27 protein-coding genes are annotated in these 26,513 nt (G+C 42.8%); 9 read left to right on the top strand and 18 right to left on the bottom strand.

All coding sequences use genetic code 11. The features are described from left to right. Nucleotides 1-194: 194 nt before the first annotated feature. The 3 genes from IHV09_RS18805 to spoIIR all read right to left on the bottom strand — a co-directional run bounded on the left by IHV09_RS18805 (nucleotide 195) and on the right by spoIIR (nucleotide 2,640). A complete protein-coding gene (locus tag IHV09_RS18805; RefSeq protein ID WP_197265193.1) occupies nucleotides 195-1,250 on the bottom strand; it encodes an L-threonylcarbamoyladenylate synthase in 1,056 nt (351 codons plus the stop codon). A gap of 123 nt (nucleotides 1,251-1,373) precedes the next feature. Beyond that, entirely contained in the window at nucleotides 1,374-1,811 is a 438-nt protein-coding gene (locus IHV09_RS18810; RefSeq protein WP_066398985.1) for a GNAT family N-acetyltransferase, read from the bottom strand. Nucleotides 1,812-1,965: 154 nt separating this feature from the next. Then, nucleotides 1,966-2,640 carry a stage II sporulation protein R gene (gene spoIIR / locus IHV09_RS18815; RefSeq protein WP_197128290.1) on the bottom strand — a complete coding sequence of 225 codons (675 nt, stop codon included), beginning with the start codon at nucleotides 2,638-2,640 and terminating at the stop codon, nucleotides 1,966-1,968. A gap of 412 nt (nucleotides 2,641-3,052) precedes the next feature. On the opposite strand from spoIIR, the gene IHV09_RS18820 reads away from it, so the two are divergent. From IHV09_RS18820 to rbsB, 6 genes are read left to right on the top strand one after another with little or no spacing between them, the layout of a single operon-like run. Then, on the top strand, nucleotides 3,053-4,042 hold the full coding sequence (locus tag IHV09_RS18820; RefSeq protein WP_197190179.1) for a LacI family DNA-binding transcriptional regulator: 990 nt from the start codon (nucleotides 3,053-3,055) through the stop codon (nucleotides 4,040-4,042). Continuing rightward, entirely contained in the window at nucleotides 4,035-4,913 is an 879-nt protein-coding gene (gene rbsK / locus IHV09_RS18825) for a ribokinase (RefSeq protein WP_197190180.1), read from the top strand. The genes IHV09_RS18820 and rbsK overlap by 8 nt, the downstream gene beginning before the upstream one ends. Beyond that, nucleotides 4,910-5,305, top strand: a complete 396-nt coding sequence (gene rbsD, locus IHV09_RS18830) for a D-ribose pyranase (protein ID WP_197128287.1) — start codon at nucleotides 4,910-4,912, stop codon at nucleotides 5,303-5,305. The genes rbsK and rbsD overlap by 4 nt, the downstream gene beginning before the upstream one ends. A gap of 15 nt (nucleotides 5,306-5,320) precedes the next feature. Further along, nucleotides 5,321-6,802 (top strand): sugar ABC transporter ATP-binding protein, encoded by a 1,482-nt coding sequence (locus tag IHV09_RS18835; protein WP_197190376.1) that lies wholly within the window; start codon nucleotides 5,321-5,323, stop codon nucleotides 6,800-6,802. Between the two features lies 1 nt (nucleotide 6,803). Further along, nucleotides 6,804-7,760: a ribose ABC transporter permease RbsC gene (gene rbsC / locus IHV09_RS18840; RefSeq protein ID WP_144696880.1), complete on the top strand. Its 957-nt coding sequence runs from the start codon at nucleotides 6,804-6,806 to the stop codon at nucleotides 7,758-7,760. Nucleotides 7,761-7,772: 12 nt separating this feature from the next. Beyond that, nucleotides 7,773-8,690, top strand: a complete 918-nt coding sequence (gene rbsB / locus IHV09_RS18845) for a ribose ABC transporter substrate-binding protein RbsB (RefSeq protein WP_197190181.1) — start codon at nucleotides 7,773-7,775, stop codon at nucleotides 8,688-8,690. 154 nt (nucleotides 8,691-8,844) lie between these two features. Here rbsB and prmC read toward each other — a convergent pair whose 3' ends face one another. The 4 genes from prmC to IHV09_RS18865 form a co-directional block, all read right to left on the bottom strand. Next, a complete protein-coding gene (gene prmC / locus IHV09_RS18850) occupies nucleotides 8,845-9,711 on the bottom strand; it encodes a peptide chain release factor N(5)-glutamine methyltransferase (RefSeq protein ID WP_197190182.1) in 867 nt (288 codons plus the stop codon). A 1-nt stretch (nucleotide 9,712) separates the two neighbouring features. Then, nucleotides 9,713-10,786: a peptide chain release factor 1 gene (prfA, locus tag IHV09_RS18855; protein WP_066399006.1), complete on the bottom strand. Its 1,074-nt coding sequence runs from the start codon at nucleotides 10,784-10,786 to the stop codon at nucleotides 9,713-9,715. Nucleotides 10,787-10,930: 144 nt separating this feature from the next. Then, the gene (locus IHV09_RS18860) at nucleotides 10,931-11,575 is read right to left on the bottom strand and encodes an MOSC domain-containing protein (RefSeq protein WP_197265194.1); all 645 of its coding nucleotides are present in this window, start codon (nucleotides 11,573-11,575) and stop codon (nucleotides 10,931-10,933) included. A 42-nt stretch (nucleotides 11,576-11,617) separates the two neighbouring features. Beyond that, a complete protein-coding gene (locus tag IHV09_RS18865) occupies nucleotides 11,618-11,944 on the bottom strand; it encodes a hypothetical protein (protein WP_144696872.1) in 327 nt (108 codons plus the stop codon). Between the two features lie 154 nt (nucleotides 11,945-12,098). Between IHV09_RS18865 and IHV09_RS18870 the strand changes: the two genes are divergently transcribed. After that, the gene (locus IHV09_RS18870) at nucleotides 12,099-13,433 is read left to right on the top strand and encodes an FAD-dependent oxidoreductase (protein WP_197265195.1); all 1,335 of its coding nucleotides are present in this window, start codon (nucleotides 12,099-12,101) and stop codon (nucleotides 13,431-13,433) included. 45 nt (nucleotides 13,434-13,478) lie between these two features. On the opposite strand, the gene IHV09_RS18875 is transcribed toward IHV09_RS18870, so the two are convergent. From IHV09_RS18875 to IHV09_RS18900, 6 genes are all read right to left on the bottom strand, one after another. Then, the gene (locus IHV09_RS18875; protein WP_197128281.1) at nucleotides 13,479-13,949 is read right to left on the bottom strand and encodes a hypothetical protein; all 471 of its coding nucleotides are present in this window, start codon (nucleotides 13,947-13,949) and stop codon (nucleotides 13,479-13,481) included. Between the two features lie 318 nt (nucleotides 13,950-14,267). Next, nucleotides 14,268-14,894, bottom strand: a complete 627-nt coding sequence (locus IHV09_RS18880) for a thymidine kinase (protein WP_197128280.1) — start codon at nucleotides 14,892-14,894, stop codon at nucleotides 14,268-14,270. Nucleotides 14,895-15,106: 212 nt separating this feature from the next. Continuing rightward, nucleotides 15,107-15,352, bottom strand: coding sequence for a type B 50S ribosomal protein L31 (locus IHV09_RS18885; protein ID WP_066399025.1), 246 nt, complete (start codon nucleotides 15,350-15,352; stop codon nucleotides 15,107-15,109). Nucleotides 15,353-15,456: 104 nt separating this feature from the next. After that, nucleotides 15,457-16,743 carry a transcription termination factor Rho gene (rho, locus tag IHV09_RS18890; protein WP_197128279.1) on the bottom strand — a complete coding sequence of 429 codons (1,287 nt, stop codon included), beginning with the start codon at nucleotides 16,741-16,743 and terminating at the stop codon, nucleotides 15,457-15,459. A gap of 344 nt (nucleotides 16,744-17,087) precedes the next feature. After that, entirely contained in the window at nucleotides 17,088-18,056 is a 969-nt protein-coding gene (gene glpX / locus IHV09_RS18895; RefSeq protein WP_066244703.1) for a class II fructose-bisphosphatase, read from the bottom strand. 84 nt (nucleotides 18,057-18,140) lie between these two features. Next, the gene (locus IHV09_RS18900) at nucleotides 18,141-19,433 is read right to left on the bottom strand and encodes a UDP-N-acetylglucosamine 1-carboxyvinyltransferase (protein WP_197128278.1); all 1,293 of its coding nucleotides are present in this window, start codon (nucleotides 19,431-19,433) and stop codon (nucleotides 18,141-18,143) included. A 161-nt stretch (nucleotides 19,434-19,594) separates the two neighbouring features. Here IHV09_RS18900 and IHV09_RS18905 point away from each other — a divergent pair, with 161 nt between their 5' ends. Next, a complete protein-coding gene (locus IHV09_RS18905; protein WP_197190185.1) occupies nucleotides 19,595-20,083 on the top strand; it encodes a hypothetical protein in 489 nt (162 codons plus the stop codon). Here IHV09_RS18905 and fsa read toward each other — a convergent pair. The 3 genes from fsa to IHV09_RS18920 all read right to left on the bottom strand — a co-directional run bounded on the left by fsa (nucleotide 20,051) and on the right by IHV09_RS18920 (nucleotide 22,393). Continuing rightward, nucleotides 20,051-20,701, bottom strand: coding sequence for a fructose-6-phosphate aldolase (fsa, locus tag IHV09_RS18910; protein ID WP_197128276.1), 651 nt, complete (start codon nucleotides 20,699-20,701; stop codon nucleotides 20,051-20,053). The genes IHV09_RS18905 and fsa overlap by 33 nt on opposite strands. Before the next feature lie 198 nt (nucleotides 20,702-20,899). Beyond that, the gene (fba, locus tag IHV09_RS18915) at nucleotides 20,900-21,763 is read right to left on the bottom strand and encodes a class II fructose-1,6-bisphosphate aldolase (RefSeq protein ID WP_066399034.1); all 864 of its coding nucleotides are present in this window, start codon (nucleotides 21,761-21,763) and stop codon (nucleotides 20,900-20,902) included. Between the two features lie 249 nt (nucleotides 21,764-22,012). After that, a complete protein-coding gene (locus IHV09_RS18920; protein WP_171005594.1) occupies nucleotides 22,013-22,393 on the bottom strand; it encodes a response regulator in 381 nt (126 codons plus the stop codon). Between the two features lie 167 nt (nucleotides 22,394-22,560). On the opposite strand from IHV09_RS18920, the gene IHV09_RS18925 reads away from it, so the two are divergent. Next, the gene (locus tag IHV09_RS18925) at nucleotides 22,561-23,100 is read left to right on the top strand and encodes a DUF2529 family protein (protein WP_197265196.1); all 540 of its coding nucleotides are present in this window, start codon (nucleotides 22,561-22,563) and stop codon (nucleotides 23,098-23,100) included. A gap of 207 nt (nucleotides 23,101-23,307) precedes the next feature. Here the strand turns inward: IHV09_RS18925 and IHV09_RS18930 are convergent, their stop codons facing one another. Continuing rightward, nucleotides 23,308-24,909 (bottom strand): CTP synthase, encoded by a 1,602-nt coding sequence (locus IHV09_RS18930; protein ID WP_197265197.1) that lies wholly within the window; start codon nucleotides 24,907-24,909, stop codon nucleotides 23,308-23,310. A gap of 604 nt (nucleotides 24,910-25,513) precedes the next feature. Then, complete coding sequence (gene rpoE / locus IHV09_RS18935) at nucleotides 25,514-26,032, bottom strand: DNA-directed RNA polymerase subunit delta (protein ID WP_197129867.1); 519 nt, start codon at nucleotides 26,030-26,032, stop codon at nucleotides 25,514-25,516. Between the last annotated feature and the right edge of the window lie 481 nt (nucleotides 26,033-26,513).

Consider the following 26,513-nt stretch of genomic DNA (forward strand, 5'->3'; position numbering starts at 1 on the left):
GGATATATTGCTTTTATTTACGGATATATTTGGGATTACCTCGTAATTATTATGAATTACCTCGTAATTATCTTTAAAAGAGGCATTCAGAATACGTTGAAGTTAGTGTCGCTGCCTTACTTTTGGTACTTATTAGTTTTTTGAACAAAAAAAGCTCTGATTCAATCAATAAACATTGAATCAGAGCCATAATTCTACTCTTTAATGATATTTCCACCGGCCGATTTTTCAAGTCTGTTCATAATCGCGACTCCAACGCCTGTTTTCGGAAAAACCTCTCCGAAAATCTGATCTACACCCGCTTCGTTAAATGCTCGTAACGCTTCGTATAGATGTTGAGCCACCGTTTCAGGATTGGAACGATTGCCAGCTGGAATTACACTATCCGCTTTATAAACACCAGCTCTTTCTTCTGTCGTCAGAATTCCAATCCGTTTTCCTGCTTCGCGTTCTTTATCCACAAGTTTCTGCAAAAACTCCTGGCTTCCATCCACAAGAACGAACGGTGCGTCAGGTGCATAGTGTGTATATTTCATACCTGGCGATTTAGGCGCATGCTTTTCGTTCTCTATTCCCGGATCAACAGCGACACGACCTGCACCCACTACTTTTTCAAGCTTTTCTAACGTTATTCCGCCAGGTCTTAAAATCGTGACAAGGTCATCTGTACATTCCACGACCGTAGATTCTACGCCCACACCTGTTGAACCGCCATCTACAATTCCCGGAATCCTACCCTTCAGATCTTCATATACATGCTGAGCTGAAGTGGGGCTTGGTTTTCCAGAAAGGTTCGCGCTTGGTGCTGCAAGTGGAACATCTGAAGCTGCGATGACAGCGAGCGCAATCTCGTGGTCCGGCATCCTTACAGCAACTGTGGATAACCCAGCGGTTACTCGTTCACTAACGCTTTCTCCTTTTGGTAATACAATCGTTAAAGGTCCCGGCCAAAAAGCGTCCATCAATTTCTGAGCGGTATGTGAAACAGAAGAAACGAGACCTTCCAGTTGCGAGTTATCAGAGATATGAACGATCAGAGGGTTATCACTCGGTCTTCCCTTCGCTTCAAAAATGCGTTTGATGGCGTCGTCGCTTCTCGCATTTCCAGCCAATCCGTAGACCGTTTCTGTTGGGATAGCGACTACTTCGTTCTTATTTATCCACAGGGAAGCTTGAATAATATGTGGATGATTTACTAAAGATTTTTCTGTTTTATCCACAGGCCAGCGTTCCGTTTGGAATGATTTCATATGATAAATCCTTTCTATTACTCAGGCCGACATGATATGAAAAGGTCGATTACAAAACTTTTATATCCACAGAGTTATACACAATTTGTCGGAAATTGTGGACAACTTGTTGACAAACACTTGTTAATCCAGTGCATATGCTAAAAGTTCTGCTCCTGATGTTGCGTTATTTTTTATATGATCCGCACTCTCAATGTGTGGAGGCACTTTATCTTTAGGAATCGTTTTAAAAGAAAGTTGCTCAAACATGTGCACAGCTTTCGTAAGTAAATAAAGGGTTTCGACTCCTTTATCTTTTGAGTATACCAAAATTTTATCAATGAGTTTAAGCAGAAGCGTCTCTGAGGAATATTTCTGCTTCAGTACGAAAGAACGGAGCAAGCCGTCGTTTCCGATTCTCTCCAAACCTACCGTACCGATCGTCTCACCCTGATCGTTTACAACCACTAAATAATTTTCGATGCTGTCTTTGATCCCTTCAGACTGAAGTCCAGCTTTTCCGACTAGCTGTAACAGATCTTTTGCTTCGTGTTGCATAGCCTGCCTTAAAATAATCGTCATCACTAACTCCCCTATTCCTATATAATTTCAGCCTTCATTCAGCTGTTTTTCACCTTCATCGCAAAAATCATTTTAAAAAAGAAGGCTAACCACCACTCGGTCACCTTCTTCATTTTCTATAATCTATGAAAATAGGGAGGAAAATATGCACATTTTACGAGAATAAGGAACCTACAAAGCTGAAGAGGCTATCAAATAGTTCTACCACAAAGAATTTCGTCTCGATTTCCTCAGCTTCATCTGCTTGAACCGCTTCATCCGCACCTGCATCAGCAGCCGTATCCACTACCTCACCTTTGCCACCTTTGTTCTCTTTTACAGCATCGCCATTTTCAAAATCTAGGAAGCATAATGGCGGGAAAAGTACACACCACCAGTTCTTCCCTTCACCTTCACCAAGTGTGATCAGTACTGCTTCATATTGTCCTGCCGGATAGATGAAATCGCCATACATTTTAGTAGGGAAAGCTACTTTGTTTAATTCTACAGAAAACGTCTTCTCAAGCCCTGCTTCATCCAGCTTACTTTGAACGATCTTTTCAATCGTTGGCAGTTGTTTACGAATGATCTCACGTGCTTCAGAAATCGTAGATAACTCATCCACCCAAGTTGTAATCTGGGCGTTCACTTCGTCACGGATCTCGCGCTTCAGCTTTTGGTCAGCATCCGTATTGCTGTTTGCTAGAATGCGAAGTCTGATCGACTCTTCCGGTATTTTAACAGAGGCGTTCATTGTTGCGTTCGCCACCTTGGTTTGTGTTTCAAAGAATAAGAACATCACCGCTAAAGAGATAAGGACTAGAATAAAGAAATGATTGCGCTTTTTCATTGTTTTTTCCTCCCCCGTCGTATCTAACCACAGTTTGGACACGGTGGGATTTTTTCATACTAGTAATCTAGTAAATTTCGTTCTGTATGATTCGACAAAAACACTTCTGCTAGTGCTTTGTCGTGATGAAAGTGGTTGATTTCCGTTACAGGATGCTCGCTTTCCGGGGGGCGTGCGGTGAGCCACCTAGCGCTCTGCACTGTTAGGTGTCTCACCTGTCCCGCTGATCCCCCAGGAGTCTCGCACCTTTCACTTCAATCAACTTTTCAAAGATGCGGGAGAGTAAGATCTGAAGAAAGTCTTTTTAAACACAACCAAACAAGAGAAATATTTACCAACTTGCATGCTGGTTCTTTTTCTGTTAACTTAAATGTGTAAACGGTTACATATTTGTTTTAGAGGAGGCGGAAATTTGGTTACTATTCGTGATGTGGCAAAGAAATCAGGTGTATCGGTTGCGACGGTATCTCGCGTTTTGAATGCGAATGGATACGTTCATGAAGATACGCGTAAAAAAGTGATGGCTGCTGTTGCTGAGCTGAAGTATAGCCCAAACGAAGTCGCCCGTTCCCTCTATAAAAAGAAATCCAAACTGGTCGGCTTATTGCTGCCGGACATCACGAACCCCTTCTTTCCACAGCTGGCAAGAGGTGTGGAAGATGAGATGCAAAAAGGCGGTTATCGTATTCTTTTTGGAAACAGTGATGAGAATGCGGAAAAAGAGCTCGATTATTTGAACACGTTTACTCAGAACAATGTAGTCGGCATCATCTCAGCCACCAACAATAAAGCAAAGAACAACTATAAAAACCTGTCCATTCCCGTAGTCTTTCTAGACCGAACTTCAAGTGATTATCCATCGGTCTATGCGGATGGAAAAGAAGGCGGAAGAATAGCTGCAGAAGAGATCGTAAAAAGAGGCAGCAAGCGGATCACGATTTTAAAAGGTCCCGCGCATATCCAGCCAGCCCAAGACCGTTTTCAAGGCGCGTTAGAAGTGTTAAGTCAATCGAACATTGATTTTCATGTGATGTCGACGACTTCTTTTGCATTTGAAGATGCAGAGAAATGGGCGAAAGAACTTTTTGCAACGTATCCTGATACAGATGGTGTGTTAGCGAGCAATGATATTGTGGCCACAGCCGTCTTACATGAAGCTCTTCGTCTCGGAAAATCAATTCCAGAACAACTGCAGATTATTGGGTTTGACGATATTCCGCAAAGTAGTTTGTTGTTCCCTTCCCTTTCTACCATCCGCCAACCGGCTTATGAGATGGGAAAAGAAGCGGCACAGCTGCTTGTGAAGATTATCAATCAAGAAAAGATTCATCAACAGCAAGTTCAACTGCCTGTTACATTTATAGATCGAAACACAACAAGAAAGGTTGATACAAATGGTTAAAATTGTAGTCATCGGAAGTTCTTCGATGGACCTCGTCGTGACATCTGATCAACGTCCAGGAGCGGGAGAAACTGTTTTGGGACGTTCGTTTAAAACCGTACCCGGAGGAAAAGGAGCGAACCAAGCAGTCGCGGCTGCTCGTCTTGGTGCAGAGGTTTACATGATCGGATGTGTTGGTGACGATCATTATGGAACAGCGATTCTAGAAAATTTTAAACAAAACGGTGTTGATGTAACGAATGTGGAACCGGTTACAGATACAGAGAGCGGTACGGCTCATATCATTTTAGCTGAAGGTGATAACAGCATCGTCGTTGTCAAAGGTGCGAACGATCATGTGACTCCCCATTATGTAAAAAAATCAGAAGCACTCATCAAACAAGCGGATATGGTGCTCATTCAACAAGAGATTCCGGAAGAAACGGTTGAATATGTAAGTGAGCTTTGCAAGGAACTTGATGTTCCGTTGTTATTGAATCCAGCACCTGCTCGCCAACTCTCTAAAGAAGTGATCGACTCCGCAAGCTATATTACACCGAACGAACATGAAGCTGCTGTTCTTTTCGATGGACTGTCAACAGAGGCTGCACTGAAACAATATCCGAACAAAGTATTTATTACAGAGGGAAAAGAAGGCGCTCGTTATTTTGATGGTAAAAAAGAGATCACCGTTCCTTCTTACACAGTAGAGGCGATAGATACGACAGGTGCTGGAGATACATTCAATGCGGCATTAGCCGTTGCATTAGCAGAAGGAAAAAGCATCTCTGAAAGTTTGCAGTTCGCCAACCGAGCCGCTTCCCTATCCGTTACAAAGTTCGGTGCTCAAGGCGGCATGCCGAATCGATCGGAAGTGGAGGCATCTCTATGAAACGACACGGCATCTTAAACAGTCATATCTCTAAAGTATTAAGTGACCTCGGACACACCGATCTTATCGTGATCGCTGATGCTGGCCTTCCGATTCCTAGCGATGTTCCGCGGATCGATCTCGCACTTACGCTTGGGGTACCGAGCTTCTCGGATGTTGTTTCTGCTGTATCAGAGGATATGGTCGTGGAACAAGTGATACTTGCGAGTGAGATTAAAGAGAAAAACGAAAAGACTTTAACGTTTATGAACGAGACGTTTTCTGAATCTGAACAAAAGTTCGTTTCTCATGAAGCGTTTAAACAATTAACAAAGCAGGCGAAAGTAGTCATTCGAACTGGTGAAGTCACTCCGTATGCGAACTGTATCCTGCAAGCAGGTGTAATCTTCTAAAAAGAGGTGATCGTGTTGCACATTCAAATGAACGACATATATAAAGCATTTGGTGCCAATCAAGTCTTATCAGGTGTTGACTTCGACCTTCAATCAGGCGAAGTGCACGCCTTAATGGGTGAAAACGGCGCTGGAAAATCAACGTTGATGAACATTTTAACCGGTCTTCATAAACGAGATTCAGGAACCATTCGAATCGATGGACAAGAACGATATTTTGATAACCCGAAAGAAGCCGAGAAGCACGGGGTCGCGTTCATCCACCAAGAATTGAACGTATGGCCTGACATGACCGTGCTTGATAACCTTTTTATCGGAAAAGAGCTGCGGTCACCGTTCGGTCTATTAAAAACAAAAGAAATGAAAGCGTTGGCAAAAAAGCAATTTGAAAAGTTAGCCGTTACCATTCCACTTGAAAAAGACGCTGGACTCTGTTCAGTTGGTGAACAGCAGATGATCGAGATCGCGAAGGCGCTTATGACAAACGCCAAAATCATCATTATGGACGAGCCGACCGCTGCCCTTACAGAGCGTGAGATCGAGAAATTGTTTGACGTGATCAACGCTCTACGAAAAGAAGGTGTATCGATCGTTTACATCTCACACCGCATGGAAGAGATCTTCGCGATCTGTGACCGTATTACGGTGATGAGAGATGGTAGAACGGTTGATACGAAAGCGATCTCAGAGACTAGCTTTGATGAAGTGGTACGAAAGATGGTCGGTCGCGAGCTTACAGATCGCTTTCCAGAGCGAAATCCACAAGTTGGTGAGACCGTTTTAGAAGTAAAGAACGCGACAAGAAATGGAATCTTTGAAAATATTAATTTCTCTGTAAGAGCCGGTGAGATCGTTGGCGTTTCAGGACTTATGGGTGCAGGTCGTACGGAGATCATGCGCGCATTATTCGGTCTCGATCAGCTTGATTCGGGCGAGATCTGGGTTGGCGGTCAGAAGGTTTCTATTAAAAACCCTTACGAAGCCGTAAAACGCGGAATCGGTTTTATCACAGAAGATAGAAAGAACGAAGGCTTGGTGCTCGATTTTTCGATACGTGAAAACATGGCACTGCCGAACTTACGAAGTTTTTCTAAAAATGGCGTGATCGATTATAAAACAGAGTCTGACTTTGTTGACATGCTCATCAAACGTTTACAGATCAAGACCGAATCGAGCGAAACAAACGCCAAGAACCTTTCCGGAGGTAACCAGCAAAAAGTTGTAATAGCAAAATGGGTTGGAATCGGACCTAAAGTATTGATATTGGACGAGCCAACAAGAGGTGTTGATGTTGGTGCCAAGCGTGAGATCTATCAGTTGATGAACGAACTCACCGATCGAGGTGTAGCGATTATTATGGTCTCGTCAGAACTTCCAGAAGTTCTTGGCATGAGTGATCGCATTCTTGTCGTTCACGAAGGACAGATCAGTGGTGAGCTCACGAAGACTGAAGCCACGCAAGAAAGAATTATGACATATGCAACGGGAGGACAATAAAATGAAAACGTCACCGGCTAAAGTAAATCATGTAGAAAATTTGATGCAGAAACTTGGACCTCTATTAGGACTGTTGATTCTCGTAACGATCGTCTCAATCCTTAATCCTAGTTTTCTAGAACCCCTTAACTTATTAAACTTGCTGCGCCAAGTCGCAATTAACGCATTGATCGCCTTTGGTATGACATTCGTTATTCTAACAGGCGGAATCGACTTATCTGTTGGTGCCATTCTCGCGTTGTCGAGTGCATTGATGGCAGGTATGATCGTATCCGGCGTCGATCCGATGCTAGCAATCTTGATCGGATGTTTGCTAGGTGCTGTAATGGGTGCGATCAACGGCCTTTTGATCACAAAAGGAAAAATGGCTCCTTTTATCGCTACACTCGCAACGATGACCATTTTCCGTGGATTAACGTTAGTGTATACAGACGGAAATCCGATTACGGGTCTAGGCGAAAGCTATATGTTCCAACTGTTTGGACGAGGTTATTTCTTAGGTATTCCGGTACCAGCGATCACGATGATGCTTGCATTTGCAGCGTTTTGGGTGATCCTTCATAAAACACCGTTCGGACGAAAAACGTATGCGATCGGCGGAAACGAAAAAGCTGCGATCATCTCAGGAATCAAAGTAACAAAAGTAAAAGTTATGATCTATTCCCTAGCAGGGCTATTAGCAGCACTAGCTGGAGCGATTCTTACTTCACGTCTTAACTCTGCTCAACCGACTGCCGGTACATCGTATGAACTCGACGCGATCGCAGCTGTTGTTCTCGGTGGAACAAGCTTATCAGGTGGACGCGGACTGATCGTCGGAACATTGATCGGTGCATTGATTATCGGAACGTTGAACAACGGTTTGAACTTGTTAGGTGTATCATCATTCTTCCAAATGGTCGTAAAAGGGATTGTTATTCTAATCGCGGTATTAATCGACCGTAAAAAAGCAGCTTAGGAGGGTTTCTAAATGAAAAAAGCATTATTACTCATCATGTCTTTATCTATTTTCTTATTAGGTGCCTGTTCATTAGAGCCCCCTTCATGGGCAAAACCGGCTAAAAAAGGTGACGGAGAAAAGATTAAAATCGGTCTATCCGTTTCAACGCTTAACAATCCGTTCTTCGTATCGATGAAAAACGGCGTGATCGATGAAGCGAGAAAGCAAGGTGCAGAAGTGATTGTTGTCGATGCACAGAATGATTCTGCGAAACAAGTAAACGATGTAGAAGATCTTTTGCAGCAAGGCATTGACGCTCTGTTGATCAATCCAACCGATTCTGCAGCAATCTCCACTGCTGTTCAATCTGCAAACAACCTTGATGTTCCGGTTGTCACACTAGACCGTTCAACAGATAAAGGAGATGTCTCCACTCTTGTTGCCTCAGATAATGTAAAAGGCGGCCAGATGGCGGGTGACTTTATCGTGAAGCAGCTTGGTGAAGGTGCAAAAGTAGCTGAACTAGAAGGTGTACCAGGCGCTTCTGCAACACGTGAGCGCGGAAAAGGGTTTCACAATGTAGCGGATCAAAAGTTAGATATTGTTGCCAAACAAACGGCTGACTTTGATCGAACAAAAGGATTAAATGTTATGGAGAACGTTCTACAAGGAAATCCAGATATTAAAGCCGTATTCGCTCATAACGATGAGATGGCGCTAGGCGCACTTCAAGCGATCAACAGCTCTGGTCGAGATGTGCTTGTAGTCGGCTTTGACGGAAATGAAGATGCGATCAATGCTGTAAAAGAAGGAAAGCTTGCAGCAACCGTTGCACAGCAGCCTGACCTGATCGGTGAACTTGCAGTGAAAGCCGCATCCGACGTACTAGCAGGAAAGAAAGTAGAAAAGAAAATTGCAGCACCACTTAAGTTGATGGTGAAAGAGTAAGAGCTAGGTGAAGAGGAGAAATAATAATAGAAAGAAAGAATGAAGTTAGAAAAGGCCGACTGGGTGTAAGCGAAACATGCTTGGACTCAGTCAGCCTTTGAATTGTGTGTAAATTGTTTGGGGTCTGACCCGGGGTCAGACCCCATTTCCCACGTTATTTCCCGAGGATGGCGAACACCATGCGATCCTTGCCGCTGATGTCTTCCTTTACATACACATCCGCACCAGGGAACGTGACACGAAGCATGCCAGCTACCGTCTCGCCCTGCCCTGCTCCTACTTCAAAGCCTACAATCGCTTTTTCTTTCAGAACGAGCGGTAATTCTTCCATAAATCGTCGATAGAACACATAGCCGTCTTCCCCGCCGCTTAGTGCTCTCATCGGTTCACGGTCTTTTACGATCGTTTCAAGGACGGCGATCTCATGATCAGGAATGTACGGCGGATTCGATACGACTACATCAAGTTTTTTCCCTTTAGCGATAAATGGCTGTAAAAGGTCTCCGTGCAGGAATGTAACCTCTGCACCAAGTCGATCTGCGTTTCCTTTCGCTACCTCAATCGATTCCTCTGCAATATCAACCGTGTATACGTTTAGTCGATTATTTTCCAATGCTAATGAAATCGAAATGGCTCCGCTTCCTGTTCCGATATCTGCAACTGCAACAGTCTCATCCTCACGAAAATGTTCAGAGATCAGCGTTAGGATGTGTTCGACCAACTCTTCTGTTTCTGGTCTTGGAATTAATACTTCTTCGTTCACAGAGAACGTCCGACCGTAAAATTCTTCTTTACCGATAATATATTGAACAGGCTCTCCTTCAACGTGGCGAGCGACCACAGATTTAAGCTGCGCTTCATTCTCCTCACTCATCACATCATGAAGGCGCATAAGCATCTCTGTTCGGTTCACATCCCCTAACACATGTCTCATCAAAATTTCTGCAGCAAAACTTTCACGTCCGTTTTCAGCTAAAAAAGAAGAAGCCCACGCGAGGGCTTCATGAACTTTTGTACTCATTTTACGCGTCCGCCTGAGCTTTCATCTTGCTTGTTTGATCTTCTGTAATAAGTGCTTCAACGAACTCATCCATCTTACCAAGAAGGATCTGATCAAGCTTTTGAATCGTTAGACCGATACGGTGATCGGTCACACGGTTTTGCGGGAAGTTGTACGTACGAATACGCTCTGAACGGTCTCCAGAACCAACCGCACTCTTACGTGTCTCATCGTACTCTTTTTGAATTTCGCGCTGAATTTTATCATATACACGCGCACGAAGAACCTTCATCGCTTTTTCTTTGTTCTTGATCTGTGATTTTTCATCCTGACACGATACAACTGTACCTGTAGGAACGTGTGTTAAACGAACCGCTGATTGTGTCGTGTTTACAGACTGCCCTCCAGGACCTGAAGATGTAAACGTATCAACGCGAACGTCTTTTTCGTGAATCTCAACTTCAACCTCTTCAGCCTCAGGCAGTACAGCAACCGTCGCTGTTGACGTATGAATACGTCCGCCTGATTCTGTTGAAGGGACACGCTGAACACGGTGTGCGCCGTTTTCATATTTAAGCTTCGAATAAGCACCAGCACCATTGATCATAAAGATGATCTCTTTGTATCCACCAAGCTCTGTGTAAGAAGCTTCGATTACTTCAGACTTCCATCCTTGCATCTCTGCATAACGCGTGTACATACGGTAAAGGTCGCCAGCGAAAAGTGCCGCTTCGTCTCCACCTGCCGCACCACGAACCTCGACGATAACGTTCTTGTCGTCGTTCGGATCTTTTGGAAGCAATAGAATTTTTAACTGAGCAGTAAATTCTTCGATCTGTTGGTTTAGCCCTGAGATCTCTTCTTTTACCATCGCTGTCATTTCAGCATCAAGCTTATCTTCGAGCATTAATTTTGCTTCATCTAATTGCTCTTTCGCTTCTTTATACTCACGGTAAACCGCTACTGTATCTTGAAGGGAAGATTGCTCTTTTGAATAATCGCGCAGCTTATTCGTATCATTTATAACCTCAGGGTCACTGAGTAATTCATTTAACTTGTCATATCTTGCTTCGATCGTCTCTAAACGTTCTAACATGGTTTTTCACCTCTGTTTTATATGCATAACATTATAATTATAGACTATTACAGGTGTTACAGTCAAAAGCAAAAAGGAACGAAATCAATAAAAAAGGCCGCCCTTTCCTTAAAAAGAGAGCCTTTATGAAACTTGAGACGATATTTACATTTTTCGTTTTTGCAGCGACTCTCTCATCGATTCAGCCAATTCTTTCACTTCGATCAGTCTTTGAATTTTTTCAGCATCTTTTAAAAACCCATACTTGATCCTGTTCGATTCTGTTACAGAAATGTGTGCAGGGTGTTTTTCAATCAGCAACATCTCATCACCTGCTGCAACCAATCCTTCTTTTAAAACTCGAAGGTAATAACCGGTTCGCCCCGTATCAACAACCTTTTTGATCATATCTGGCCGACAAAGAATAGAAGCTAACGTCTGACATGGCTGACGAGGCTGTGTGATCTGCACGATCGCTTTACCCACAGAAAACACGTCACCAATACAAACATCATCCTCTAAAAGACCTTTAACAGTAAGGTTTTCTCCAAATGCTGGGACAGACAACGGTGCTTCTAAATTCAGCTCAGTGGTCCATTTTTCATAATGCTCAAACGGGTACACACATACTGCTTTATCTGCTCCACCATGGTGCTTCGTATCCCCTACTCCGTCACCTTCAAAATGAGTTTTATGTAAAAAAACAGGTTGCTGCTGCGGCTTTTTATTGTAGGCTGTAAAAAAAGTTTTAGTTTGTGTCTTAACTTCTTCTGGCAGCTTAATGTTTAACGAAGCTATATTGCCCATCATTCCCCTCACCTCACAAAAAGCATAGCACAGGACAAAAGGAAATTAATAGGAAAAGATATTGCGACGCAACTGCTCATAATCGATACGTTCTTGGTTCATTCGAATCGCTTTCGTCAGCTCCTCTATCACCACTTTTTCGTTCGTGATCACATTGAACACATAAGGGATGGTCGCAAAATGACCAAGAAAATGCGTACAACCAACATAACGCGGGTTGTCCGTTTGATTTTCATTCTTATATTTAATAATAAAATTGCCCATGCCTTCATAGACAGGATCCAATGGTTTTTGTTCAAGCTTTTTTATCAGTGTATGAATCGGCTGAACCGGTGCGTTCCAGTCCGTTCCGTTCGATTTGATCTCTAGCACAGTCCACCACCTCTTTCTACTATCATAGTTCGTTTTAACTCTGTACTTCTTGTTGGTCAAAGTGAAGAGAGTTGTGGCATCATACTTATAAACGTTACTTTTTTCGCAACAATGGGAATACTATATGGTTAGAGAGACGTAAGGAGCTGATCAGATGAAATATTGCATTATTGGTGGAGATGCGGCTGGTATGAGTGCCGCTATGCAGATTGTTCGAAATGAAAAAGATGCTAACATAACCGTTCTTGAAAAAGGCGGTATCTATTCTTATGGACAATGTGGACTTCCTTATGTAGTAGGCGGGCTCATCCCTTCTACTGATGAACTTATCGCTCGCAGTATTGAGACGTTCCGGGAAAAATACGGCATGGATGCTCGTACGTTTCACGAAGTAAAAGCTATAGATACCAACTCTAAAAAAGTGAGTGGTATACATACGAAGACAGGGCAATCGTTTGAGGTGCCTTATGATAAGCTCTTAGTTGCGACAGGGGTTAGTCCGATCATACCGAAGCAATGGACAGGATTGCATCTACAAGGAATCTATCCGCTTAAGACGATTCCTGATGCCGAGAATCTCATGGCTGGGTTAAAAAATGTTCAACACGTAACCATCATCGGTGGAGGATACATCGGTCTTGAGATGGCCGAAAACGTACTAAGACTCGGTAAAAAGGTACGTATCATCCAGCGCAGCAATCAGCTTGGAAATATCTTTGATCCTGATTTTGCTCCATTCATCCATGAAGAAGCAGAGAAACATGGGATCGAACTTTGTTTAGAAGAAGAAGTGCTCGGTTTTAAAGGCGACGATCACGTTCAATTCGTAAAAACAGCTAAAAAAGATTATCCAACAGACCTTGTAATCGTGTCAGTCGGTGTGTCACCCAACACAGGCTTTTTAAAAGAAACGGACGTGGCACTCAATGAACAGGGAGTTGTCGTCGTAAATGAGTCGATGGAAACGAGTGTGGACGGTGTGTATGCCGCTGGTGATTGTGCGACTCACTATCACCGTGTAAAAAAACTAAATGATCATATTCCACTTGGAACAACAGCAAATAAGCAAGGGCGGATTGCCGGATTAAACATGGTGGGTGTAAAGAAACCGTTTAAAGGAATCGTCGGAACGTCCATCATCCAATTCATGGACCTAACACTAGGAAAAACTGGATTATCGAATAAAGAAGCAGAAAAACTGAACATTCCTTTTGCAGAGATCAAGATTACTTCGAAAAGTCATGCCGGTTATTATCCTAATCCAAAGAAGTTAGAAATAAAATTAACGTATCACAAAGAAACAGAGAAATTACTAGGTGCACAAATTGTCGGTGAAGAAGGCGTAGATAAACGGATCGACGTCCTCGCAACAGCACTTTATCATGAGATGGATGTAGAGGAATTGGCAGATTTGGATTTAGCATACGCTCCTCCTTATAATGGGTCATGGGATCCTATCCAGCAAGCATCTCGAAGACTTGGGAAATAAATTGGGAAATGGGGTCTGACCCCATTTCCCGTTTTATTTCCCACATTAATGATCGATTTTTAATGAGAAATTGTATCGTGGAACTGCTCGTTCTACAGCGTTCATAATTTTACGATGCGTAGCTGCCCGTTCTTTCTTGGACATATCATGCGGCACATTCACATGAATGTGTGCATAATTTCCGTTTACTGTGACCATCTGCGGATTGATCCCAGATGAATCAATAACAGCCTGACGAATCATATCTTGATCATCGGAAAGATCAAATCGTGTGGTATTCATCGTCCGATAATCATTTGGATTCATATTGGTGTCATAGCTGTAGTTGTTTCGTGGTTCGTTTTTGGTTAGGTGGTAATTGATAATCCCATGACCAAACAGGTTATCCCGAATATCCCGTTTATCTTCATGAGCGGCAGGCTCAATTTTAGCCCCTTCTTCTTTATAAGACTGCATAGGTGAACATGCTGTTGTTACCAATAGTGCTAAAAGCGGCGCATAGATTGCCTTTTTCACTATAAACACCTCCCATATCGTTAGGATTTCCTGTTTAGGAGGTGATTATGTTAAGTTGGTAGACGTTTTTAGGCTGGATGATTGTCAAAGGTAGCGATGAATCTACAAGTTTGGAGCTTGAATCCACAAGTTTTGGCCTTCAATCCATAAATTTCTTCGTTCAATCCACAAGTTTTGGCCATTTATCCACGAGTCGACACACCACGACATGTTTCGACTCCACTCCAACTGAATGCTGCCTTCCGCAAGCACCACCAACGTCAAAAAAAGCCCGAGAGCACAAAGCTCCCGGACTATATCTAATCAGATCACACTATATTATTTCAACCGACCTTCTAAGCCCTCTGCGCTTGATAGGAGGTTTCTTTTTTTTCCTGGTACTTCATGACAATGGCGGCAGCGCGGCTCATAAGACTCCGATGCTCCCACTAAGATCACTGGATCATCGTAAGAAGCAGGTCTGTTATCGATCAAACGCTGTGTACGGCTCGCAGGTGATCCGCAAACCATGCAGATTGCTTGAAGCTTTGTCACATGTTCAGCAAGAGCCATCATCTTTGGAACGGGTCCAAACGGCTCGCCTTTAAAGTCCTGATCTAGTCCAGCAACGATAACGCGCATTCCTTGATCCGCTAATTCTTGAGCAACCGGAATGATATCTTCATCAAAGAATTGCACTTCGTCGATCGCTACGACTTCGGTTTCAGGCAATACGTTTTTTAAGATCTCAACAGAACGTCCAACTGGTTCAGCCATAACAGCGGTTCCGTTATGAGACACAACCGATTCCTCGCTGTAGCGGTTATCGATAAGCGGCTTAAACACCTGTACTTTTTGCTTTGCATACGTCGCTCTTCTTACGCGGCGAATAAGTTCTTCTGATTTTCCAGAGAACATGCTGCCGCAGATCAATTCGATCCAGCCATTTTGATTCATCACATACATGGCCTGCTCCCCCTTTCGCAACAATCTTTTCCTTAGTATGTACGAAATGTATGATGTTTTACCATACATAAACGTTCGTTACAGGAGTGCTTTACTCCTTTTAAGGCGTATAAAAAACCCGGTCCATCAAAACAGTTACCGAGTTCTTGTTTTCTATAAAATACAAAAGAAAAAAGGGCAAGAAAGACTCCTGCCCTTTTACTTGCAACAAATTACTTAAGGTTGTATTTCTTCTTAAAGCGGTCAACACGTCCACCAACATCAGAGAACTTCTGACGGCCAGTGTAGAACGGGTGAGTGTCAGAACTAACATCCACTTTAATTACTGGATATTCGTTACCGTCTTCCCACTTCATTGTCTCGCTTGAAGACAAAGTTGATCCTGAAAGGAAGCTAAATCCGCTTTGAGCGTCAACAAAGATAACCTTTTTATAATTCGGATGAATTCCTTGTTTCATTCTAATTCCACTCCTTCTGCCCTGTTTCCTATGCGGAGACAGAGTTATAAACACATAAAAATAGTATAACAGGGACAAAACCCATTTGCAACCATACTTTTTCGTTAGTTTGTTACGGGTTTAGCTCGCTTTGGCGCTCCCTTTTTTTCACTCTCAAAAAGCTCGAAAAACTCTTCGTTATTTTCCGTTTTACGCATGCGTTTCATGAACTTGTCTACGAAATCGAACGAGTCATCCATCGTTTTACGGATCGACCAAAGTGCCTCAAGATGATCCTTTGCGATAAGCATCTCTTCTTTTCTCGTTCCAGAACGGCGAATGTCGATCGCAGGGAAAATACGGCGCTCAGCCAGCTTACGGTCTAAGTGAAGCTCCATGTTTCCTGTTCCTTTGAACTCCTCGTAGATCACATCATCCATACGAGATCCCGTATCAACTAGAGCCGTTGCTAGGATCGTTAAGCTCCCACCTTCTTCGATGTTACGAGCAGCACCGAAGAAACGCTTCGGACGGTGGAACGCAGCAGGGTCGATACCACCAGATAGTGTACGGCCGCTTGGCGGAATAACAAGGTTGTATGCACGTGCCAGACGAGTGATGCTATCGAGCAGGATAACAACATCCTTTTTGTGCTCAACAAGTCTCATGGCACGCTCTAATACAAGCTCTGCCACTTTAATATGGTTTTCTGGCACTTCATCAAACGTTGAGCTTACAACGTCTCCTTTAACAGAACGCTCGATATCTGTTACTTCCTCAGGACGCTCATCGATAAGCAAGACGATCAGCTCCACTTGCGGGTTGTTCGTCGTCACACTATGTGCGATTTCCTTTAGCAAGCTTGTCTTACCCGCTTTTGGAGGAGCGACGATCAGACCACGCTGACCAAAACCAACAGGCGCCATCATGTCGATGATCCGCGTTGAAATGTTGTTCCCTGTTGTCTCCATAACCATTTTCTTTTCTGGATATAAAGCCGTCAGTGCAGGGAAATGCACACGCTCTTTTGCCGTTTCAGGGTCCTCACCATTAACCGCGTTAACTTGTAAAAGTCCATAATAGCGTTCGTTTTCCTTTGGAGGACGAACTTTCCCTGATACTTTATCTCCGTTTCTCAAATCGAATCGACGGATCTGGGAAGCCGAGATGTATATATCTTGAGAACTCGGTGAGTAGTTGATCGGACGCAAGAAGCCGAATCCTTCGTTCGGGATGATCTCCAAAACACCTTCCATGAATGAATAACCATCAAGTTCTGCTTGTGCTTTCAAAATTGAAAACATCAATTCACGCTTTGTTAATTTACCGTAATATTGAATATTATATTGTTTGGCAAGCTCATAAAGCTCTTTTAATTTCTTTGTCTCTAATGTTGCTAAATCTATCCCCATAGTGACACCACGCTTTTCTATTAATAACTAACTAAACATCTATTAAAAATTATGATGGGATTTTTTTGTTTGTTTTGTTGGTTTGGTTTTGGTTTTTTTAATGGAAGGAGTTCCTTTGAAAGTTAAGGGTATTAGTGGGTATGAAGAAAATGTATCGAACAAAATGAATCATACTTCTTATTTTAACCACATATTCGGTCTTTAATCAAGCAACAGAAACTCAGAAGTAAATCACTTCTAACGAGAATTTACAATACATCTCGAGCTTTTGCAACTGAATCTAAGATTAATTCATATAAATGTAACGGAAAGACCGGACGAAGTTGTCCGGCCTCACTCGTTATTTATGGTTTGATCACAAGATCTGGTTTCTTCTTCAAACTGTGTCTTCCATCAATAAATCGTACGGTTCCTGACTTTGCACGCATAACAACAGATTGCGTTGTACCTGTCGATCCGTCAAAACGTACTCCTTTTAAAAGCTCGCCGTCTGTAACACCTGTTGCAGCAAAGATCGCGTCGTCCCCTTTTACAAGGTCGTCCATGTACAATACACGATTAACGTCGTCAATGCCCATGCGTTTGCAGCGTTCTAATTCTTCGTCGTTTTGAGGAAGCAGCTTACCTTGTAGTTCTCCGCCAAGGCATTTTAATGCAACAGCTGCGATTACACCTTCAGGAGCTCCTCCTGAACCGAATAAAATATCAACACCGGTATCGTCAAACGCCGTATTGATCGCCGCTGCTACATCGCCATCTGAAATCAGCTTGATACGCGCACCAGCTTCACGAATATCTTGAATAATCTGCTCATGACGTGGTCGGTCTAGGATTACTGCTACCAAGTCCTCGATATTCTTGTTTTTCGCTTCTGCTACTGCTCGTAAGTTATCGATAACAGGTGCGTTAATGTCAATCTTGCCAACACTTTCGCGTCCAACTGCAATCTTGTCCATGTACATGTCTGGTGCATGAAGCAGGTTTCCGTGATCAGCAATCGCTAAAACAGCTAAAGCGTTCCACGTTCCAGATGCAACGATGTTCGTTCCTTCTAACGGATCTACTGCAACATCCACACGAGGACCATAGCCTGTCCCAAGTTTTTCTCCGATATAAAGCATAGGAGCTTCATCCATCTCGCCTTCACCAATCACAACTGTCCCTTTCATCGGAACCGTATCAAAAACGTTACGCATCGCAGTTGTTGCTGCATCGTCCGCTTCGTCTTTCTTTCCTCTTCCCATCCAACGTGCTGATGCAAGAGCTGCCGCCTCTGTTACACGAACAAGCTCCATCGATAAACTTCTTTCCATGTGTGTTTCCCTCCCCATACTTTAACCGCTTACATAATTATCCTGAAGAAAAATCACCAGGTGATGGTGATTTCTCGTTTTAACTTATGAATTCTTAAGCTCTTCCAACTCTTCAGCACCTAAGCTCTCACGCCATACCTTAGCTCCAAGTCCTTTTAACTTGTCTACTAAAGATTCATAGCCGCGATCGATATGCTCAAGACCAGAGATCTCTGTTACACCTTCAGCCATAAGACCCGCTACAACAAGAGCTGCTCCTGCTCGAAGGTCAGAAGCTTTCACTTTTGCCCCTTCAAGTTTGGCTGGCCCATTTATTATAGCAGAACGTCCTTCTACTTTCACATTCGCTCCCATACGGCGAAGTTCGTCGATATGTTTAAAACGCGCACTGTAGATGGTATCTGTTACAATGCTCGTTCCTTCTGAGCTTGTTAAAAGTGAAGTGAACGGTTGCTGAAGGTCCGTTGGAAACCCTGGATAGACGAGCGTTTTGATGTCAACGCTCTTGAGTGGATCTTTTCCACGATAAACGAGCACTTGATCATCTTTTGTTTCAATGTATACACCCATCTCTCTCAATTTAGCAATGAGAGATTCTAAGTGTAGAGGAATCACATTATCTAGCAATACTTGCTGACCCATAGATGCTGCTAGGATCATGTATGTTCCCGCTTCAATACGGTCAGGTATGATCGAGTGACGGCAGCCATGCATCTCATCGACACCATCGATACGAATAACATCCGTTCCTGCTCCTTTGATCTTGGCACCCATGCTTGTTAAAAGGGTAGCCACATCAATGATCTCAGGTTCTTTAGCCGCGTTTTCGATGATCGTTTGGCCTTTTGCTCTTACTGCTGCGAGCATGATATTGATGGTCGCACCAACACTAACAACGTCTAAGTAGATTTTTGCACCAACGAGCTCGTCCGCGCGAAGATAGATCGCTCCTTGCTCGTTCGTTACTTTTGCACCTAACGCTTCAAAGCCTTTGATGTGCTGATCGATCGGACGAGGTCCTAGGTTACAGCCTCCTGGCAATCCAATGACCGCTTTTTTGAAACGGCCAAGCATCGCTCCCATCAAATAGTACGAAGCACGAAGCTTTTTCACTTTTCCGCTCGGCAGCGGCATCGCAATCATTTTTTCAGGGTTAACCGTTAGAGTCTGATTCTCATCCAGGTAAGCTTCCCCTCCGATTTCCTCTAACAGATCACGTAGAATACGAACGTCTGATATGTTAGGCAAACCTTCAATGGTAACGGTAGATTCTGCTAATATTGTTGCGGGGATCAAAGCCACCGCACTGTTTTTTGCTCCGCTTATATGGACCGTTCCTTCTAGAGGATAGCCCCCTTCAATCATCAGTTTTTCCATGGTAAACTCCTTTCAGTAAGAGTCACAAAAGTTGTGATTGCATTACCTTTTTAGATAGTACTATTATTTACCAATATTTTCTTTTCATGTATGAAAATTTGAGTGTTTAAGGTAGCTTTATTTGAGAGTAGTCGATTTCCGCTCCAGGTTGCGCGCTTTCCATGGGGCGAACGGTGAGCCTCCTGCCGCTTTGCGCCATTAGGAGTCTCCACCAGTCCACTCGTCCCATAGGAGTCGGCAACCTTCCGCTACAATCAACTTGCAATGAAGATGAAAAAACAAATCTAAAAGGACGTACTTTTCTAAAAGAAAGTAACTTTCAAATTTTGTCTTCTATGATCGTTGATTGGAGTGAAAGATGCGAGACTCCTGCGGGACAGGCGGGCAGTCCGAAAAGTGGAAGTGGCTCGTTAAGACCCGACAAGCAAAAGGTGAATGGATTTGAAGGCGCACTTTGCCTTCTTAGCCATTTAACTTTTGACCTCGAGGGTCTAGCCACTGCAACTAGACAAGTGAGACACTTAAGAGTGAAACGTCCGAATGTGGCTCACGGCCTGCCCCACGGAAAGCGAGCATCTGTAACGGAAATCAACCACTTCCAAAAGCAGTGTTTACAATTACTTTCTATTCGCAGCGTCCCAGTCAGCTAGGAATTTTTCGATCCCTTGATCTGTTAGTGGATGCTTTACTAATCCTTTGATCACGTTTGGCGGAATTGTTGCGATGTGCGCGCCTCGTAATGCCGCTTCTGTTACGTGAACAGGGTGGCGGATCGATGCTGCGATGATCTCTGTTGGAATCTCATGGATCGCAAAAATTTGTGCCACTTGTGAAACAAGCTCCAAGCCATCTTGACCGATATCGTCTAAACGACCTAAGAATGGTGATACATACGTTGCACCTGCACGAGCTGCGAGCAAGGCTTGGTTTGCATTAAAAATAAGCGTTACGTTTGTTTTGATGTTTTCATCAGAGAACGTTTTTACAGCTTTTAATCCATCCAGTGTCATTGGAACTTTTACAGTGATGTTTGGTGCGATCTTCGCTAGTTCGCGACCTTCTGAAACCATTTCTTCATAAGAAGTTCCGATCACCTCAGCACTAACAGAACCCGATACTAGGCTCGTGATTTCCTTCAGTCTTTCATGAAAATCAACGCCTTTTTCTTTAGCGACTAAAGAAGGGTTCGTCGTTACTCCAGATAAAATGCCCAGGTCATAGGCTTCTTTAATATCATCAATGTTTGCAGTATCAATAAAGAATTTCAAAAATGATCACTCCTGTTTTTTTGAGTATGTCTATCTTTTATATTCTTTTATAACATGTTCGTCTTCATACACGAAGGATTACGCTTACAAAACTTCGTATCATACTTTTATTATCTATACGTGGATCGTGTTTTTGCACTCTTATAGTGTAAATGAAACCGCCTATGATGTATAGGCGGTTTCATGAGAAAGGTTATATTAAGCTTTGTTAGAAGAACCAAACTCACGCATTTTTCCAGCTACAGTAGCTTGGATCGCATCACGAGCTGCAGTTAAGTAGCTACGAGGATCATACTTGTCTGGGTTAGATCCGATGTATTCTTTAACTGCTTTGTGAGAAGCAATTTGGTTTTCTGTGTTTACGTTAATTTTAGCAGTTCCTAAAGAAATTGCTTTTTGGATATCTTTTGTTGGGATACCAGTACCACCATGAAGTACAAGAGGTACACCAGTTAGTTCCATTACTTCTTTCATGCGGTCAAATCCTAAGTTAGGCTCACCTTTGTAAGGTCCGTGAACAGATCCTAGTGCAGGCGCGAAGCAGTCAACACCAGTTTCACGAACAAGTTGATCACACTCAGAAGGGATCGCGTAAGCTGCATCTGCATCTTCAACAACTAGATCGTCTTCTTGTCCACCGATACGGCCAAGTTCTGCTTCAACAGAAACACCGTGGAAGTGAGCAAGCTCAACTACTTTTTTAGTAAGAGCGATATTCTCTTCTAATGGGTGGTGAGATCCGTCGATCATTACAGATGTGAAACCTGCATGAATCGCTTCAGCACACTTTTGGTAGCTAGAACCGTGGTCAAGGTGGATCGCTACAGGTACAGTTACTTTGTACTCTTCGATAAGAGCTTTAACCATAGCTACTACAAGTTTGAATCCGCCCATATAACGAGCAGCACCTTCAGAAACACCAAGAATTACTGGAGATTTCTCTTCTTGAGCAGCTTTAAGGATCGCTTGAGTGAACTCAAGGTTGTTCAAGTTGAATTGACCAACTGCATAATTTTCCGCTTTTGCTTTTTCAAGCATTTCTTTCATTGAAACTAAAGGCATAGTAATGTCCTCCTTAGATATTGGCACGAGCAGACCAACTACATTTTTGTATAGTATATTTGCTGAAATGCGCATACACAGCAAAAAGAAGCCACTTTAGTTTACCTTTCATGGCGTCTTGCTAAACATTTCATTATGCTCATATTTCATTCTAGTATAGCATACCAATATCGCCTGAAAACCGCAACACATCAACGTTTTCGGGGTGTAACCGCTATCATTGCCGACACACCAGCATTTCTTAATCTTTTATGATGATGGCGTGTTTAATGGAAGTTCTTTCCTAACCGCTGCGCGAATCTCATCAATATCAAAAGGTTTTGCAAAATGAGTGATAGCTCCCAGCTTCATAGCCTCATGAATCATGTCCAGCTCACCATAAGCGGTCATGATAATCACTTGAATCGTTTCATCATGTTTTTTTACACGACGAAGGATCTCTAAGCCATCCATTCCAGGAATCTTCATATCTAAAATGACAAGATCAGGGCGGTCCTTCTCCACAATTGAAAGAGCTTGTACACCGTTCGCTGCCTGATACGTCTTATAACCTTCTTTTTGAAAGATTTCGTTCAAAAGAATTCTGATGCCATACTGATCGTCTACAATTAAAATTTTCCCGCTCATTATTGCTCACCTCATCTAGAGTTTCTTTACAAAACCATATTGTCCCTATACCATTCGAGACAGAGGATACCAATTCCTGCTGTTCCCGATGATTTGTATTGTTAAATTAAGTATACTAAATTAATAAACAAAAACACGATGATTTGAAAAAAAGTAAGGAGTTCTTTTTCATGTTAAAAATATTTTCAACACAAGTTGCAGGATTGCTAAAATCCATTTCAGATAAAGAAGAACAGTCGATCGAAGAAGCTTCACGTTTGTTGGCACAAAGCGTACTTTCTGAAGGAACTGTATATTTTAAAGGCTTTGATGAGATGGAAGCCGTTGTGAGTGAAGCACTGTTTGGAGAGAATAAATTTCTCGCCGGGGCTAATTTTTCAGATGTAGCGTTGTCTGATCTGCTCCCCGTCGATAGTGTAGTAGTGGCTTCGCGCTTTTTAGATGACGAAGAAGCAGCATCACTTTGTTCAGAATTACGTAAAAATGTTGATTGCAACGTCATTTTGATCGGCGGACGACGAAAAGATGCTGAAATGGATGTGAATGTGGAGGAATTAGCCGATATCGTGATCGATACAAAGGCCGTTCGCGGATTAGTACCGCTGGATGATGGCTCACGACTCGGTTTTCCATCTGGATTGACCGCTTTATTCGCGTATTACGCCTTATTTTTGACGACGGAAGAGATTTTAGAAGAATATGATGAATAACATGAAGCCTGGCTGTATGCCAGGCTTTTAAAATTATGTACTTCTAGTCGCCATAAAAACTCAATCACATAAAAAGCATAGTTAATCACATAAAAATCGGCATCCATCACATAAAAATTAGAGCTCATCACATAAGAATAGACAAACATCACATAAAACGCAAAAAAACGGCAGCTCCCACTCAGAAAGGGAAGCTGCCGGCCATAATTAGTTCTTCAATTGTGTTACTGCACCGATAAAGTCACGGAATAGTGCTTGCGGGCGTGTTGGTCGTGATGTGAATTCTGGGTGGAACTGTGACGCAACAAACCACGGGTGATCTTCTAACTCGATGATCTCAACAAGACGTCCATCAGGAGATGTTCCTGAGAAGATGAATCCTGCTTTTTCCATCTGTTCACGGTATTCGTTGTTGAACTCATAACGGTGACGGTGTCTTTCGTAAACAACTTCATCGTTATAAGCTGCGAACGCTTTTGTATCTTCTTTAATCTTACACGGATATAGCCCAAGACGTAGTGTACCGCCTAGGTCCTCGATATCCTTTTGTTCAGGAAGTAGATCAATAACCGGGAACGGTGTGCCAGGCATAAGTTCTGCAGAGTGCGCACCATCAAGTCCTAAGACGTTACGAGCAAACTCTACGGAAGCCAGCTGCATACCAAGACAAATTCCTAAGAAAGGAACTTTGTTCTCACGCGCATATTTAGTTGCTAGAATCTTACCTTCTACCCCTCTGTCACCGAATCCACCAGGAACTAAGATACCATCAGCATCTTGAAGAAGTTCGTGCACGTTTTCAGCTGTCACGTTCTCAGAGTTGATCCAATCGATCTCGATATCTGTATCAAATTGATAACCGGCATGACGAAGCGCTTCAACAACAGAAATATAAGCATCTTGTAACGCTACATACTTTCCGACTAAAGCGATCTTTGCTTTTCCTTTTAAGTTCGTTACGCGGTTGATCAGTTCTTTCCACTCCGCCATATCCGGCTCGTGTGTTTCAAGCTTAAGGTGTTTACAAACGAGCTCGTCCATCTTCTGCTCTTGAAGATCGATCGGCACTTGGTAAAGCGTATCTGCATCTCTAGCTTCGATAACCGCTTTAGGATCGATGTCGCAGAATAGACCAATCTTGTCTTTCATCTCTTGAGGAACCGGCATCTCCGTACGAACTACGATGATGTTCGGCTGAATACCAAGGCTGCGAAGCTCTTTTACACTATGTTGTGTTGGCTTCGTCTTCAGCTCACCTGCTGCACGGATATAAGGAATCAGTGTACAGTGGATATACATTACGTTTTCTGAGCCTACATCACTTTTAATCTGACGGATCGCTTCTAGGAACGGCAAGCTCTCGATATCCCCAACTGTTCCGCCGATCTCTGTGATCACGACATCTGCATTTGTTTCACGGCCAGCACGGAAAACACGTTCTTTGATCTCGTTCGTGATATGCGGAATAACTTGAACCGTTCCGCCAAGATACTCACCGCGACGCTCTTTTCTAAGAACGGTAGAATAGATTTTCCCAGTCGTTACTGAGCTGTATTTATTTAAGTTAATGTCGATAAAACGCTCATAGTGACCTAAGTCTAAGTCCGTTTCCGCACCGTCATCCGTTACGAAAACTTCACCATGCTGATAAGGGCTCATCGTCCCTGGATCCACGTTGATGTAAGGATCGAATTTTTGCGTCGTCACTTTCACTCCGCGGTTTTTTAATAAACGGCCTAATGATGCTGCAGTGATTCCTTTTCCTAAAGAAGAAACAACACCGCCTGTAACAAAAATATATTTTGCCATGTTTTCAATCCCCCTAAATTTTCTAAAATAAGTATGTGCGTTTAACGCTTTTTCTACTATCGGGAGAGGCGGTGTACGTGAAGTGTACACAGACTCATCCGTAAAAAAATAAAAAGCAAAAGACACTTCCCCTATGGTTAGGGGGCACTTTTGCTTTTGATATCATATAAAATTAGTCTTTTAAATAAAAGATACAGGAATAGCCCAAAAAGAATATTACCCGAGTATAGAGCCCATGTCAAGATGATCTGTGAGAATCCATTTTTTAGTGTGACAAGCTTGTGAAATGGCGCTCAGCCTAGGCAATCGGCGAGTTTCGGCCTGCAATCCACGAGTTTAGGCTCTGAATCCAAAGTTTTTGCCATTAATCCACGAGTTTCCGCCCTGAATCCAAAAGTTTTTGCCATTAATCCACGAGTTTCCGCCCTGAATCCAAAAGTTTTTGCCGTTAATCCACGAGTTTAGGCTCTGAATCCAAAAGTTTTTGCCGTTAATCCACGAGTTTCCGCCCTGAATCCAAAAGTTTTTGCCTGCAATCCACGAGTTGCATCTAAAAAACAAAAACCAGCGCCAAAAGGCACTGGTTCTAATGAGTCACAAAGACTTACAGATTTTCTTCCTCATCTGCATCTTCATCTTCGTCGTCTTCGTCGAAGTCTTCATCTTCTTCATCGAATTCTAATTCTTCTTCTTCATCGTCATCATCGTCATCGTCATCAGCAAGATCGTCGTCTTCATCAACGAACTCATCTTCTACTTCTAACTCATCGAAGTCTTCATCATCGAAGTCCTCTTCAAAGTCATAGTCATCTTCAGACGCTTTTTTACGTTTTGTTGGTTTGTTCGTTGCACCAAGTTCCTCTTCAGAGCTCTCAACTGGGTACCACGTTTTTAATCCCCATTTATTATCGCCTAATGAAACGAATCGGCCGTCAATATTCATATCTGTGTAAAAATACGCAATTCGGTTTTCAACTGCAGTTTTAGACAAACCTTTGATTTCAGCGATTTGTTTTACTAAATCATAGAATTGTACAGGTTGCTTAGCATTCTGCAAAATTTCAAATGCGATTTCGACCATTGACATTTCAACGACTTGTTCTTTCGTGTACGTGTTCAGCATAGCCACATCGGCACTTCCTTTCCTTCTCCACACTCATTTATATCAACACATTGTGCTCATTCTTTAGAAGAATCATACTCTTCATTATAAACAAATCCCATGGGTATATGCCAGTAGTAATCTATCTTTTTTCCATAAAAGGTTTTGTAAAAGGTGTAAGGTGCTTTTGAAAGAGGTTGATTTCCGCTCCAGGTTGCTCGCTTTCCGCGGGGCAGGCGGTGAGCCACTTGCCGCTTTGCGCCCTTAAGTGTCTCACCTGACCGCTTGTCCCGCAGGAGTCTCGCAACCTTCTGCTCCAATCAACTTGCAAATGAGGTATATATAAAGATTAAAAACAATAACCTTCAAAAAACTACATTTCAAGAGAGTAGTTCTATAGCAATCATACAAACCTCTCTTGATTGATATTGAGACATAAATGCAAGATCAAAGAGCAGAGATTTAGAAAATCAATCTCGCAAAGAAAAGAGAACCGCTTAAA

This window comes from Fictibacillus sp. 23RED33, assembly GCF_015903925.1.
Taxonomy (GTDB): domain Bacteria; phylum Bacillota; class Bacilli; order Bacillales; family Fictibacillaceae; genus Fictibacillus; species Fictibacillus phosphorivorans.

Bases quoted from the DNA above. Each gene is read 5' to 3' on its own strand.
- IHV09_RS18805 (WP_197265193.1), bottom strand. From the start codon at position 1,250: ATGAAATCATTCCAAACGGAACGCTGGCCTGTGGATAAAACAGAAAAA.
- IHV09_RS18810 (WP_066398985.1), bottom strand. From the start codon at position 1,811: ATGACGATTATTTTAAGGCAGGCTATGCAACACGAAGCAAAAGATCTG.
- spoIIR (WP_197128290.1), bottom strand. From the start codon at position 2,640: ATGAAAAAGCGCAATCATTTCTTTATTCTAGTCCTTATCTCTTTAGCG.
- rbsK (WP_197190180.1), top strand. From the start codon at position 4,035: ATGGTTAAAATTGTAGTCATCGGAAGTTCTTCGATGGACCTCGTCGTG.
- rbsD (WP_197128287.1), top strand. From the start codon at position 4,910: ATGAAACGACACGGCATCTTAAACAGTCATATCTCTAAAGTATTAAGT.
- rbsC (WP_144696880.1), top strand. From the start codon at position 6,804: ATGAAAACGTCACCGGCTAAAGTAAATCATGTAGAAAATTTGATGCAG.
- rbsB (WP_197190181.1), top strand. From the start codon at position 7,773: ATGAAAAAAGCATTATTACTCATCATGTCTTTATCTATTTTCTTATTA.
- prmC (WP_197190182.1), bottom strand. From the start codon at position 9,711: ATGAGTACAAAAGTTCATGAAGCCCTCGCGTGGGCTTCTTCTTTTTTA.
- prfA (WP_066399006.1), bottom strand. From the start codon at position 10,786: ATGTTAGAACGTTTAGAGACGATCGAAGCAAGATATGACAAGTTAAAT.
- IHV09_RS18860 (WP_197265194.1), bottom strand. From the start codon at position 11,575: ATGATGGGCAATATAGCTTCGTTAAACATTAAGCTGCCAGAAGAAGTT.
- IHV09_RS18870 (WP_197265195.1), top strand. From the start codon at position 12,099: ATGAAATATTGCATTATTGGTGGAGATGCGGCTGGTATGAGTGCCGCT.
- IHV09_RS18880 (WP_197128280.1), bottom strand. From the start codon at position 14,894: ATGTATGTGATGAATCAAAATGGCTGGATCGAATTGATCTGCGGCAGC.
- IHV09_RS18885 (WP_066399025.1), bottom strand. From the start codon at position 15,352: ATGAAACAAGGAATTCATCCGAATTATAAAAAGGTTATCTTTGTTGAC.
- rho (WP_197128279.1), bottom strand. From the start codon at position 16,743: ATGGGGATAGATTTAGCAACATTAGAGACAAAGAAATTAAAAGAGCTT.
- glpX (WP_066244703.1), bottom strand. From the start codon at position 18,056: ATGGAAAGAAGTTTATCGATGGAGCTTGTTCGTGTAACAGAGGCGGCA.
- IHV09_RS18900 (WP_197128278.1), bottom strand. From the start codon at position 19,433: ATGGAAAAACTGATGATTGAAGGGGGCTATCCTCTAGAAGGAACGGTC.
- IHV09_RS18905 (WP_197190185.1), top strand. From the start codon at position 19,595: ATGGGGCGAACGGTGAGCCTCCTGCCGCTTTGCGCCATTAGGAGTCTC.
- fba (WP_066399034.1), bottom strand. From the start codon at position 21,763: ATGCCTTTAGTTTCAATGAAAGAAATGCTTGAAAAAGCAAAAGCGGAA.
- IHV09_RS18925 (WP_197265196.1), top strand. From the start codon at position 22,561: ATGTTAAAAATATTTTCAACACAAGTTGCAGGATTGCTAAAATCCATT.
- IHV09_RS18930 (WP_197265197.1), bottom strand. From the start codon at position 24,909: ATGGCAAAATATATTTTTGTTACAGGCGGTGTTGTTTCTTCTTTAGGA.
- rpoE (WP_197129867.1), bottom strand. From the start codon at position 26,032: ATGCTGAACACGTACACGAAAGAACAAGTCGTTGAAATGTCAATGGTC.